The sequence below is a fragment of the Ensifer aridi genome, assembly GCF_002078505.1.
GTDB classification, from domain to species: Bacteria; Pseudomonadota; Alphaproteobacteria; order Rhizobiales; family Rhizobiaceae; genus Sinorhizobium; species Sinorhizobium aridi.
Genome location: NZ_LUAV01000002.1, coordinates 347,581 through 360,423, shown reverse-complemented (window position 1 = coordinate 360,423; position 12,843 = coordinate 347,581). Strand labels below are relative to the sequence as shown.

At 63.4% G+C, this 12,843-nt stretch carries 12 protein-coding genes; all 12 read right to left on the bottom strand.

The genetic code is table 11. The features are described 5' to 3' along the window. Positions 1–8: 8 nt before the first annotated feature. Positions 9–515, bottom strand: coding sequence for an rRNA maturation RNase YbeY (gene ybeY / locus AYK65_RS02060; protein ID WP_026613451.1), 507 nt, complete (start codon positions 513–515; stop codon positions 9–11). Positions 516–534: 19 nt separating this feature from the next. Further along, a complete protein-coding gene (locus AYK65_RS02055) occupies positions 535–1,590 on the bottom strand; it encodes a PhoH family protein (protein ID WP_046119989.1) in 1,056 nt (351 codons plus the stop codon). Continuing rightward, a complete protein-coding gene (gene miaB, locus AYK65_RS02050) occupies positions 1,587–3,014 on the bottom strand; it encodes a tRNA (N6-isopentenyl adenosine(37)-C2)-methylthiotransferase MiaB (RefSeq protein WP_081157858.1) in 1,428 nt (475 codons plus the stop codon). The genes AYK65_RS02055 and miaB overlap by 4 nt, the downstream gene beginning before the upstream one ends. Before the next feature lie 96 nt (positions 3,015–3,110). Further along, complete coding sequence (gene olsA / locus AYK65_RS02045; protein ID WP_081157857.1) at positions 3,111–3,965, bottom strand: lyso-ornithine lipid O-acyltransferase; 855 nt, start codon at positions 3,963–3,965, stop codon at positions 3,111–3,113. Positions 3,966–4,031: 66 nt separating this feature from the next. After that, entirely contained in the window at positions 4,032–4,529 is a 498-nt protein-coding gene (locus AYK65_RS02040; RefSeq protein ID WP_046119992.1) for a GNAT family N-acetyltransferase, read from the bottom strand. Positions 4,530–4,606: 77 nt separating this feature from the next. After that, positions 4,607–5,266 carry a tRNA (adenosine(37)-N6)-threonylcarbamoyltransferase complex dimerization subunit type 1 TsaB gene (gene tsaB, locus AYK65_RS02035; protein WP_081157856.1) on the bottom strand — a complete coding sequence of 220 codons (660 nt, stop codon included), beginning with the start codon at positions 5,264–5,266 and terminating at the stop codon, positions 4,607–4,609. 213 nt (positions 5,267–5,479) lie between these two features. Continuing rightward, entirely contained in the window at positions 5,480–6,046 is a 567-nt protein-coding gene (locus AYK65_RS02030; protein WP_026613456.1) for a NifU family protein, read from the bottom strand. A gap of 105 nt (positions 6,047–6,151) precedes the next feature. Continuing rightward, a complete protein-coding gene (locus tag AYK65_RS02025; protein WP_026613457.1) occupies positions 6,152–6,643 on the bottom strand; it encodes a universal stress protein in 492 nt (163 codons plus the stop codon). Between the two features lie 113 nt (positions 6,644–6,756). After that, positions 6,757–7,821: a tryptophan--tRNA ligase gene (gene trpS, locus AYK65_RS02020; RefSeq protein ID WP_046119993.1), complete on the bottom strand. Its 1,065-nt coding sequence runs from the start codon at positions 7,819–7,821 to the stop codon at positions 6,757–6,759. A 91-nt stretch (positions 7,822–7,912) separates the two neighbouring features. After that, the gene (locus AYK65_RS02015) at positions 7,913–8,302 is read right to left on the bottom strand and encodes a VOC family protein (protein WP_046119994.1); all 390 of its coding nucleotides are present in this window, start codon (positions 8,300–8,302) and stop codon (positions 7,913–7,915) included. Then, on the bottom strand, positions 8,299–9,906 hold the full coding sequence (gene murJ / locus AYK65_RS02010) for a murein biosynthesis integral membrane protein MurJ (RefSeq protein ID WP_046119995.1): 1,608 nt from the start codon (positions 9,904–9,906) through the stop codon (positions 8,299–8,301). Before murJ ends, AYK65_RS02015 begins: the two co-directional genes overlap by 4 nt. Further along, the gene (locus tag AYK65_RS02005) at positions 9,903–12,752 is read right to left on the bottom strand and encodes a [protein-PII] uridylyltransferase (protein ID WP_046120100.1); all 2,850 of its coding nucleotides are present in this window, start codon (positions 12,750–12,752) and stop codon (positions 9,903–9,905) included. Before AYK65_RS02005 ends, murJ begins: the two co-directional genes overlap by 4 nt. Between the last annotated feature and the right edge of the window lie 91 nt (positions 12,753–12,843).

The window sequence follows — 12,843 nt, the reverse complement described above, 5'->3', positions numbered from 1 at the left end:
CCAATCTGTCAAATCGGAGACCTGTCCCCGTAGGGATCAGATAGGCCAAGACGCGCCAAAATGCGAGTCTCCAACCCCTCCATTCTTTCCGCTTCTTCATCTTCGATATGATCATACCCGAAAAGATGCAGGAATCCATGGATGAGAAGATGCGTCAAATGGGCCTCGAACGGCTTTCCGAGCTCCTCCGCTTCACGTTTCAGCGTCTCATGGGCGACGACGATATCGCCAAGCATCGGGCCCGGCATCTTGCCCGGCGTCACCGGAAAGGCAGGAAAGGAGAGCACATTGGTCGGCTTGTCCTGGCCGCGCCATTCGGCGTTGATCGCCCTGATCGACCGATCGTCGGTGAAGAGGAGCGACAGCTCCGCCGCTTCGCCGGGAAACGGCTGCCCCTCTTCGCGGGCGAGAAAATCGGCAGCCGCATCGAGAACACTTGCCGAGAAGGACTGAAGCTCGTCCTCCGGCGGCCAATCTCCCGCATCGACGCTGACCTGAATGTCCAAAGCCGTCATGATCCACCGCGAACGCGCGTTAGCGATCGCTCTGCTCGCTCTCGTCATGGACCGCCGTGTGGCCCTCATAGGCTCGGACGATCCGCGCTACCAGCGGGTGGCGCACGACATCGGCGTCCTTGAAGCGGATGACCGAGACACCCTCCACGCCCCTGAGGATCTGCAGCGCTTCCACGAGACCCGACTTGACCCCACGCGGCAGGTCGACCTGGCTCGGATCGCCGGTGACGATCATCCGGCCGTTTTCGCCGAGGCGGGTCAGGAACATCTTCATCTGCATCGATGTCGTGTTCTGAGCCTCGTCGAGGATCACCGCGGCATTGGCAAGCGTGCGGCCACGCATGAAGGCGAGCGGGGCAATCTCGATCACGCCTGCCGTAATCGCCCGCTCGACCTTGTCTCCGGGCATCATGTCGTAGAGCGCGTCATAGAGCGGCCGCAGATAGGGATCGACCTTTTCCTTCATGTCGCCGGGCAGGAAGCCGAGACGCTCACCCGCCTCGACCGCCGGGCGCGACAGGATGATGCGATCGACCGCACCGCGCTCCAGAAGTTGGGCGGCGTGCGCGACGGCGAGATAGGTCTTGCCGGTGCCTGCCGGCCCGACGCCGAAGACGAGCTCCGCGCGCTCCATCGCCCGGATATAGGCGTCCTGCATCGGCGTGCGCGCAGCAATCGTCTTTTTGCGCGTCGAAATCTGCGCCATCGTCAGCTTGGCTTTGCGCTCCATCGTCGGCAACTGTAACTGATCGTCCGCGGCGACCGCCATACGGATCGCACCCTCGACGTCGGACGTATCGATCGAGGCACCACTCTGCAGTCTTCCATAGAGATAGTCGAGGGCGCGGCGTGCCTGGTTGGTCGCCACGACGTCACCGGAAATGGCGACGGAATTGCCGCGCGGCCGGGCGTCGATGCGCAGCCGCTCTTCAAGCAATTTCAGGTTCTGATCGAACTGACCAAAGAGTTCGCTGGCAAAGCGATTGTTCTCGAAAGTGAGCACGAAATGATTGGCGTCTGTCGCGGATGTTTTCGACTGGCGCGATGAGGAAGAAATCAGTTCGTGTCCGTTCAAGCGGTCAAGCTCCTCGCCCTCGGTTCCTCGATCATCTCGGCAAACAAGCTGTTCGGGCCGGCCTTGGTGATTCGTACTTTGATAATGTCACCGATTTGCGATGCTTTTGCATCAACATTCACGGGCTGCAGCCACGGCGAGCGTCCGACGAGTTGGCCCGGCAGACGGCCCGGCTTTTCGAGAAGCACGTCGATCTCCCGCCCGACGCAGGCCTCGGCGAAGCCGCGCTGCTGCTTCGTGAGCAGAGCCTGCAATCTTTCCAGGCGCTTGGCCTTCACGTCCTCGGGGACCTGATCCTTGAGCTCGGCGCCGGGTGTACCGGGGCGCGTCGAATATTTGAAGGAGAACGCCTGTGCATAATTCACCGCCTCGACGAGACGCAGGGTGTCCTCGAAGTCCGCCTCGGTCTCGCCGGGGAAGCCGACGATGAAATCGCCGGAGAGCGCAAGGTCAGGCTGCGCGGTGCGGATGCGTTCGACGAGCGCCAGGTATTCGGCGGCCGTGTGACGCCGGTTCATGGCTTTCAGGATACGGTCGGAGCCGGACTGCACCGGCAGGTGCAGATAGGGCATCAGCTTTGCCATCGACCGGTGCGCCTCGATCAGGCTGTCGTCCATGTCGCGCGGATGGCTGGTCGTGTAGCGCAGGCGTGCAACGCCCTCGACCTCGCCGAGGCGCCGCAAGAGATCACCGAGGCCCCACTCGCGCTCGTCCGCACCCACACCGTGCCAGGCATTGACGTTCTGCCCGAGCAGCGTGATTTCGCGCACACCCGCCTCGACCAGCTTTTCCGCCTCGGCAATGATCTGCGCCACCGGGCGGGAAACTTCCGCTCCACGGGTATAAGGCACGACGCAGAAGGTGCAGAACTTGTCGCAACCTTCCTGCACCGTCAGGAAGGCGGTGACGCCGCGTGAACGGGTCTTCGCCTTGTCCGGCGCGGGCAGATAGTCGAACTTGTCCTCGATCGCGTATTCCGTCTCGACGATGCGCTCGCCGGTTCGCGCCCGCTTCAGCGCCTCGGGAAGGCGGTGATAGGTCTGCGGACCGATGACGAGGTCGACCGCCGGAGCGCGGCGTAGGATCTCGTTGCCTTCGGCCTGCGCAACGCAGCCGGCGACGCCGATCAGCATCTCGCGGCCCTCGCGCGCCTTCTCCTTCTTCAATTCGCGCAGGCGGCCGAGCTCGGAATAGACCTTTTCGGCCGCCTTCTCGCGGATATGGCAGGTGTTGAGCAGGACGAAATCGGCCTCTTCCAGGACGTCGGTCGCGACATAGCCGTCGCGCGAGAGCGCATCCGACATGCGGTCGGAATCGTAAACGTTCATCTGGCAGCCGTAGGTCTTGACGAAAACCTTGCGTACCGGGGCGTTCATCTCGCCCGTCACGGGCGACGTCGACAGAAGAGCTGTTTCCTGGGTCATGCGGGTTCTTTAGTGCAAACCGCCCCAAAGTTGAAGCGTTTTCGGGGCGCAGCCAAGGCGCCTGTCGGGATCACAATGATCCCGAAATAAGGCAATTCAGGTTCGCTGCGGCCCTTTCTGCGAGAGAAGAGCGGGAGCGGCCGCGCTCGTCCCGCCCGTTGCCGCCCGCCCCCGCAGCCGATCCGACAGCATCTTGCGGATCCGCTGCTCGATGGTGCGGCTCACTTCCTTGCGGTTCGACTGACGATCGTAATCCAACGCCTCGCCGAAATCGACGTCCACATCGAGGGCTCCTTCCCGCAACACGCCGATGAGATGCGGAAGAAGACCGATGTCGCCCGGCCAGGCGGCGATGGGTCGATAGTAGCGCCCCATCGGCATGCCGTGGATCCCGGTGTAGGAGATCGCCAGGGGCTGGACGTGAACCACGCCCGTCGGCGATTGCGGAATGGCCGAGGCGGCGGCACCGAACAGCGATGTCTTGATATCGAGCAGGCGGTTGCCGTCGGAGGTCGTGCCTTCGGGGAAAAGCACGACGATCTCGCCATCGGCAAGGCGCCGGCCGATTTCATTGACCTGTTGGCCCGTGGTGCGCTTCTGCCCGCGCTCCACGAAGATCGAGGCCTGAAGCCTCGCGAGAACCCCGAAGATCGGCCAGGATTTGACATCCGATTTGGCGACGAAGACGACGTCGGCGACCGACGAAAGCACCAGTATGTCCTTCCAGGAGACGTGATTGGCGCTCAGGAGCAAAGGACGCCGGTGATCGAGCTCGCCATGGACGCGAACGCGGAGGCCGAGCAGCAGGCACGCCACGCGGTGCCAATAGCGCGGCAACCATCGCCGCGGCCTCAGATCCAGCCACAGGCAGATGATCTGGATCGGCATCAGCGCCAGCGAGACCAGGATGAGCAGCATGACGCAGAGCGCGACCCGCACCCAGTTGATCATCCGCAGGCACCTTCCAAGCTCGTCATTCGTCGCTCCGCCGTGGGCATCCTCAGGCGCCGGATCGGACTAGTGAAGATCAAGCCGCATGACAAGCGCCGCCGTACGCTCCCCGGGCTGCGCCTGATAATAGGCCTTGCGCTCGCCGACCTTCACAAAGCCGAGTTTCTTGTAGAGCCCGATCGCGGCCTCGTTCGTCTCGTCGACTTCCAGGAAGAGCGCCTCGGCCCCCTTGACGAGGGCCTCCCGCATCGCCGCCTGCATCAGCCGCCAGCCGAGCCCGGAGCGCGTGAAGCGCGGATCCACGCCGATCGTCAGGATCTCAGCCTCGCCCGCCACGGCGCGAGACAGCACGAAACCGCCGAAAGCAGGGCGGAACATGCCGTTGGTCTGGCGCGCCACGAAACCGAAGACCGTATCCTGGGTAAGAAGCGCGTGAATCTCGCCGTCGCTCCAGGAGGCGGCAAAGCGCTGGCGATGCAGCGCCGCGGCCGCGCCGAGGTCAGTCTCCTCGAGCGGAAAGATGTCGAATTCGGTGCGGCGGGTGATGTAATCGGTGAAGCTCATCGACGTCGATCTGGGAATTGATAAAAGTGCTCGCGGTTTCCGGCCCTTGTCTGATGCATTTCGTTTGGCGACATGCATCAGGCTCGAGTGACCGCGAAACCGGCCTGTGGTTTGGCATCCGGCCCGCGCAGATAGAGCGGTTTCGGCTTGGCTGCGGCCGGATCGGCGACACCGCCGAGCCGACCGACGACGCCGATGTCGATCTCGTCCGGCTTGCCGCCCGCCGCGTTGGCGGTGACCAAATGGGCGCCTGAACCCGAGACGATGCCGGAAAAGCCGGAAAAGCGTTCGTGCGCCTCGCCCGCGGACAGGATCTCCGGCGCGCCCTCGGCCCAGCCGCGGGCGTCGAACGACTGAACATAGACCTCGTCCCGTTTTGCGTCGATGACGGCGAGTACAGGCCGGCCGGGCTCTTTGAGCCGCGCGCTTTCGGCGATGACCTGAAGCGTCGTGACGCCTACCGCCGGCTTGCCAAGCGCCAGCGCGAGGCCCCGCGCGGCGGCAACGCCGACGCGGATGCCGGTAAACGACCCAGGGCCTATGGTCACCGCAATCCGCTCGATATCCGCGAGCTGTCTGTCGGCGGCAATCAAGGCCTCGTCGACGAAGTCCATGAGGCGCTCGGCATGGCCGCGGCCGATCTCCGCGCCGGCGCGCGCCAGAACCTCCTCCGCCCTGCCGTCATAGACCGCCGCGGAGCAGCCGGTCCCGGATGTGTCGATGGCAAGCACTAACATTTCCGCTGCGATCTCCTCCCTCGATTGCCTCGCAAGCGAGCTCACTGCGACGTGCGCACAGCCGCCGCACCTGCGTCCGAGGCCGCTGGCGCTTTGGAATCGCACACGATTCTAGCCCCAAACCAAATCCGATTTAAGAAATATGGAGCCGAACGGAAAGCGAAACATGCGCGGGGCCCCCACACATGTTTCCGCGTTTCGATCTGCTCCGGGTCAGACGGATTCGACCGCCTCGACTTCCGGAACGAAATGGCGCAACAGGTTCTGAACGCCGTGCCTCAAGGTCGCCGTCGAAGACGGGCAGCCGGAGCACGCCCCCTTCATATTCAGGAACACGGTACCATCCTTGAAGCCCCTGAACGTGATGTCGCCGCCGTCCTGGGCTACGGCCGGCCGTACCCGCGTTTCCAGCAATTCCTTGATCGTGGCAACGATCGCCTCGTCGCCCTCGTCATAGAATTCGCCTTCCTGATCCGTTTCTTCGGCGCGGCCCGCTCCCGACATGATCGGCTGGCCGGACATGAAATGTTCCATGATCGAGCCGAGAATGGCGGGCTTCAGATGCTGCCACTCCTGCCCTTCCTTGCTCACGGTAATGAAGTCATAGCCGAAATAGACGCCGGTAACGCCGGGGATCGAAAAGAGCCGCGCTGCAAGCGGCGATCCCGCACGTGCCTCTTCCTCGCTCCGGAATTCGGCCGTGCCGTTCTCCATCACGACCTTGCCGGGCAGGAACTTCAGGGTTGCCGGGTTCGGTGTGGCTTCGGTCTGGATGAACATGTCTCTCTCCGTTCTGCCGGGAGCGACCTCGACCGGCACTTTAGAATTGTTCAAAAATATAGGAGCCCTGCAGTGAACCCGCAAGAGCGTAATGGCGCTTCTAGCTCAGGTCAGTGCGTCGATTTCCTCGTCCGTCAGAAGGTCGGGGATGACGGTGACGGGGATTGGGAAGGCCGCAGCTTTCCCGGCGATGGACGACACGAGGGGGCCTGGTCCTTCCTTGGCCGATCCGGCCGCGAGCACCAGGATCGCGATGTCGCGATCCTCCTCGATCACGGCATGGATCTGTTCGGTCGCGATGCCTTCGCGGATAACGATTTCCGGTTCGATGCCGATTCTTTCGCGCACAGTCTGAGCGACCTTGGCGAGCGTCGCCTCGGCCTCCTCACGCGCTTCCGCGCGCATGATCTCCTCGACCCCCAACCATTGCTGGAAATCGGCGTCTGAGATCACGTAGAGCAGCACGAGGCCGCCATTGGAATTCTTCGCGCGCATGCCGGCGTAATGCACGGCACGGCCACATTCGGGCGTGTCGTCGATCACCGCCATGAACTTGCGGCGATGACCTTCCAGTCGTGAGAGTCGGGTCGAAACCATGCCGCGAACATGACATCGCCGCCGGGCGCCCGCAAGCGCTGTTTTTTACGGGTGGAGCGGGATCATGGAAATGTGTGTGCGGTTTCCCGCCCACGCCCCGCTCCAACTTTTGTCTACTGCAAGAAACCGATGATTTCGCGGACTTCGCGCATCGTCTTTTCGGCCCTTGCCCGGGCGCGCTCGCCGCCCTTGCGCAGGATGGTGTCGATATGCGTCGGGTCGTCCATCAGGTGGCGCATCTCGCCGGTGATCGGCGAAAGAACGCTGACAGCGAGGTCGGCAAGCGCCGGCTTGAACACCGAGAATTGCTGCCCGCCGAACTCCGCCAGCACCTTTTCCTTCGACGTGTCGGAGAGTGCCGCATAGATGCCGACGAGGTTCTCGGCCTCCGGGCGGCCCGCAAGGCCGTCCACTTCGCTCGGCAGCGCGTCCGGGTCGGTCTTGGCCTTGCGGATCTTCTTCGAGATCGTGTCGGCATCGTCCATCAAGTTGATGCGCGACAGATCGGAAGGATCGGATTTCGACATCTTCTTCGTGCCGTCGCGCAGCGACATCACGCGCGGCGCCGGCCCGCCGATCAGAGGCTCCACCGGCGGGAAATAGGCGTGAATGGGTTCTTCGCCAACGATGATGTCGACGCCGTAGCCGTGCCGCCGGATCTGCTCCATGAAGTCGATATTGAACTTCTGGGCAATGTCGCGCGTGAGTTCCAGGTGCTGTTTCTGGTCATCGCCGACGGGAACGTGCGTGGCGCGATAGACGAGGATGTCGGCCGCCATCAGGCTCGGATAGGCAAGCAGGCCTAGAGAGGCGTTTTCGCGGTCCTTGCCGGCCTTGTCCTTGAACTGGGTCATCCGGTTCATCCAGCCGATGCGGGCGACGCAGTTGAAGATCCAGGCGAGCTCGGCGTGCTGCGGCACGGCCGACTGATTGAAGACGATGTGTTTCTCCGGATCGATGCCGGAGGCGATGAAGGCGGCTGCGATCGAGCGTATCTGGCCCGGCAGATCCTCATGCACGAGTTGCGCCGTGATCGAGTGGAGATCGACCACGCAATAGATGCAGTCGTTGTTCTCCTGCAGGGCGACGAACTTGCGGATCGCGCCGAGATAGTTGCCGAGATGCAGGTTGCCGGTCGGTTGAACGCCGGAAAATACGAGCGGCTTGAATTCGTTCATGTCGTTCCCAATCGGGCTTGTGGAGGGCCCGGCTCCAGTTGATGTCCGCCGCGCTTATGCACGGTGGGGCAGATGCAATCAAGAGGCAGGATCAAGCGGGCTGCAGGAGGTCCCAGCGGTTGCCGAAGGGATCGGCGAAGACGGCAACCGTCCCATAGGCCTCGTGGCGCGGCTCTTCGAGAAACGCGATTCCGGCGGCAAGCATCGCCGCATGGTCGCGGGCGAAATCGTCGGTGAAGAGGAAGAAGCCGACCCGCCCGCCGGTCTGGTTGCCGATGGCGGCCCGCTGGCGTTCGCCGTCGGCGTTGGCGAGCAGAAGGGCGGTTTCCGTCGCGCCTTTCGGACGAACCAGCACCCAGCGCTTGCCGTCGCCGAGTTCCGTGTCCTCGACGAGATCGAAACCGAGCCTGCCGCAGTAGAAGGCGATGGCCGCGTCGTAGTCCGGCACGACGAGGGCCACATGGGCGATCACCTGCTTCATGGCGCGTCCGCCCCATCGCCCGAGGCGGGTTCCGCCGCCGACGCGGCCTTCCGCCTCAGATTGCGGCGGATCATCGACAAGCTGGCGCCGCCGAGGCCGAAGGCGAGTGCGAAATAAATCACCATCGCCGCGGCGATGAGCCCGCACAAAGCGACGGCACGCATTGCGAGCGGCGCGGCCGAGGAAAGCGGAACTGCCAGCCATTGAACAGCGAAATGCAATGCGAGCGCCATGATCGCAGCCGCGATGACGAGGCGCGGGATTCTGGTCAGCAACGGAATATCGCGCCCCCAATGCCCCCGCCAGACGAGCGTCGCGAAGAGTAGGACCGCATTCACCCAGCCGGCAACGATCTCGGCGGTGGCGATGCCGCTTGCGGCAAGCGAGGGAAACAACGCCAGCGCAAGAGAGACGTTCACCGCCACCGAAATGCCGGCGAAGACCATAGGCGTGCGCGTGTCTTCGCGCGCGAAAAAGCCCGGAATGAAGGCCTTGATCAGCACGAAAGCCGGCAGCCCGAGACCGTAGATCGCCAGGATCTGGCCGACGATGACGGTGGACTCCGGCGAAAACTTGCCGCGTTCGAAGAGAAGCCGGACGATCGGCTCGGACATGACGAGGAGTGCTGCCGCCGCAGGCAGAGTCAGAAACAGCGTGAACTCGACGGAGCGGTTCTGCAGGTTCCCAGCCTCATTAAGGTTGCCGGCGCGCAATGCGCGCGAGAGCTCCGGCAGAAGCACGGTCGCGACCGCAATGCCAACGACGCCGAGCGGAAGCTGGTAGATACGGTCGGCATAGACGAGCGAGGAGACCGCCCCTTCCTTGGCTGAGGCGATATTGGTGTTGATCAGGAGGTTGATCTGAGTGATGCCGCCGGTGATCGCCGCCGGCAGCGCGAGCACCAGCAGCCGTTTGACGTTCGCCGTCAGCCGCGGGCGACGGAAGCCGATCCTCATTCCGGCGTTGCGCACGGCGAACCAGACGATCGCGAGCTGCACCAACCCTGCGACCAGCACGCCCCAGGAGAGGTCGTAGCCGACGGCAACGGCATCCTGGCCGCTCAGCCAGGCATAGACCAGTACGCCGATCAGAATGATGTTCAGGAAGACCGGAGCGATCGCTGCCGCGAAGTAGCGATGCAGCGAATTGAGCATGCCCGCCATCATCGCCGCCAGCGACATGCAGGCGAGATAGGGGAACATGATCGTCGCGAAGGTCACGGTGCTTGCGAATTTCGCGGGATCGTCAGCGAAACCGGGGGCGATCAGTTCCCTGACGATGAAGGGCATCGCCAGTTCCATGCCGATCGTCAGAAGAAGGAGGACGGTGAAGAGCACGCCGAAGACCTCTTCCGAGAAGCGGCGGGCCCCATCCATGCCATGCGCCTCGATCTCCTTGGCGAAGAGCGGAACGAAGGCCGAATTGAAGGCGCCTTCGGCGAAGAGCCGGCGAAAGGTGTTCGGCAGGCGGAAGGCGGTGTTGAAGGCGTCGGCCACCGGCCCGGTGCCAAGTGCAGCCGCCATGAAGGTTTCCCGGATGAAACCGAAAACACGGCTGCCGAGCGTCGCGCCGCCGACGGTGGCGAATTTCTTGACCAGGCTCATGTTTCAGCTTTTGTCGTCTTGGCGCCGTGCGATGTCCGCGGCGCTGGAACCGGGGCGATGATGCCGGAGGGCATGCGCTCGCGCGCCTCGTCGACCTCGCCCGCCAACACCGCCTTCAGGCGCGCGGCAATGTTTACCTGCCGGTTCTCGTTGGTGATCTTCGCGCCGACCAGGTCGGTCACATAGAAGGTGTCGATCACCTTCTCTCCGAAGGTGGTGATATGGGCCGACGCGATATCGAGCGACAGGTCGGACAGCACCGCCGTGATCTCCGAAAGCAGACCCGTGCGGTCGAGGCCCTCGACCTCGATGACGGTGAACTTGTTCGACAGCGTGTTGCTGATCGTCACTTCCGGCGTCACGGTGAAGGCCTTGCTGCGCTTCTTCACCCGGGTTCGGCTGGCAATCACCTCCGGCAGCCGCTTGCGGCCGGAAAGCACGTCTTCAATCAGCCGGCCGATGCTTGCGGCCCGGCGCATCTCGTCCTCGTCCACCGAGAACTCGCGGTTGACGAGGATCGTATCCAGCGCCCGGCCGTCGGCGGTGGTGTGGATTTGCGCATCGACGATGTTGGCGCCCGCTGCGGCGCAGGCGCCGGCGATGACTGTCAAAAGGCGCGGATGGTCCGGCGAAAGCACCGTGATCTCGGTAATGGCGTGGAAATGGTGGGTGCGGACCATCGTCGCCAAGGTCTTGCCGGCGCGATCCGCCTCGCGAATGAACGCGGCGTGCCGGACCTGATCCTCGACCGCTACCGTCAGCAGGTAGGGCTGATAGTGCAGCCGCACATAGGCCTCCCGCTCCTTGCGCGGCCAGTCTTTAAGTGCCTCCTCCAGCATATGAGCGGCGTGCTTGGCGCGCTCCTTGCGCGACAGTTCCGAGAAGCCGCCCGAGAGCAGAAGCTCGGTCTCGTAATAGAGCGTGCGCAGCAACTGGCCCTTCCAGCCGTTCCAGACGCCCGGGCCGACGGCGCGGATGTCGCATACCGTCAGGATGAGCAGCATCTTCAGCCGTTCGAGCGATTGCACGTGCTCGGCGAAGTCGACGATGGTCTTGCGGTCGTTCAAGTCGCGGGTCTGCGCCACCATCGACATCACCAGGTGTTCCTCGACCAGCCAGACCACCGTTTCCGTCTGCTTCGGCGAAAGCCCCAGGCGCGGGCAAAGCTTGCGGGCGACCTTTGCGCCGGCGACCGAATGATCCTCCGGACGGCCTTTGGCGATATCGTGCAGCAGCACGGCGACGTAGAGCGCTTCGCGATCCTCGATGCCCGGCATCAGCATCGCCGTAAGTGGATGCGCCTCCTCCTCCAGGCCCCGCTCGATCCGCGAGAGGACGTCGACCGTGCGCAGGAGATGCTCGTCCACCGTGTAGTGGTGGTACATGTTGAACTGCATCATCGAGACGATCTTGCCGAAATCCGGAATGAACCGTCCGAGAACGCCCGATTCATTCATGCGTCTTAGGATCAGCTCCGGATTGCGCCTCGAGGTCAGAATCGAGAGGAAAAGCCGGTTGGCTTCCTCGTTTTCGCGCAAGTGCGGCGTGATCAGGCTGAGCGAGCGCGTCACCTGCTTCAGCGCGGCCGGATGGAACTCCAGGCCGTTGATATCGGCGATATGGAACAGGCGAAGCAGATTGACCGGGTCGCGCCTGAAGACGTCGGGACTTGCGAGCGCGATGCGCCCGCCATCATCGACAAAGTCGAGCGTGCCGGCGATCTTGCGGGTGCGATTGCGGAAGCGGCTGAAGACGCCGGAGATACCGGGCGTGTCCTTGGCCTGCTGGTCCTCGAGCGCCGCGCAGAAGATGCGGGTGAGATCACCGACGTCCTTCGCGACGAGGAAGTAATGCTTCATGAAGCGTTCGACGGCCGAGAGGCCGGGATGGTCGTGATAGCCGAGCGCTTCGGCGATCTCGCGCTGGATGTCGAAGGAAAGCCGTTCCTCCGCCTTGCCGGTCAAGAAATGCATGTGGCAGCGCACTGCCCAGAGGAAATCCTCCGACTTCTGGAACAGTTTGTATTCCTGCTTCGAAAGCACGCCGAGCTTCACGAGGTCGGCCGGATCCTTGACCCGGTAGAAATATTTGGCGATCCAGAACAGCGTGTGCAGGTCACGCAAGCCCCCCTTGCCTTCTTTGATATTCGGCTCGACGAGGTAGCGTGTGTCGCCCGCCTTTCGATGGCGCTCGTCCCGCTCAGCGAGCTTGGCAGCGATGAAATCGGGACCGGTGTTGCGGATGATCTCGCGGTCGAAGCGCGCTTCCAGCTCGTTCGCCAGGGCTTCGGAGCCGCAGATGTAACGGCATTCGAGAATCGCCGTGCGGATCGTCATATCGGCGCGCGACAGCCGGATGCATTCCTCGATCGTCCGTGTCGCGTGGCCGACCTTAAAGCCCAGATCCCAAAGGATATAGAGCATGAACTCGATTGCCGGCTCCGCCCAGACCGCCTTCTTTGCCGGCAGCAGGAAGAGGAGATCGATGTCCGAGCCCGGCGCCAGCGTCCCGCGACCGTAGCCGCCGACGGCGGTCACGGCTATACGGGCGGCCTCCGGCGCATTGGCCGCATCGAACACCTGGTTCAGCACGAAGTCGTGCAGCACCGTGATGAGTTGATCCTGCAGCCAAGATATACGCTCGGCACATCTTATCCCCGCACCGTCGACGCCAAGCAGTTCGCGCGCCTTGGCGCGGCCCGCCACATTCGCCTCCTTGAAGGCGGCGAGCAAGGCCCGGCGCATCGGTTCGCGCTGCTCGGCGTGGGCGGAGGCGATGAAATCGCACTTCGCCCGGAGGCCAGCGATGTCGAGAATTTCGGGAAAGGAAGTTTCGTGTCTGGCCATGAAGTGCCGAGGGGCGTCCTGGTGATCTCGCGTGCCGGATGGAGAGGCACGCGGCGCTGTATAGCCTTTTTGCCCGTCGATTGACAGGAAA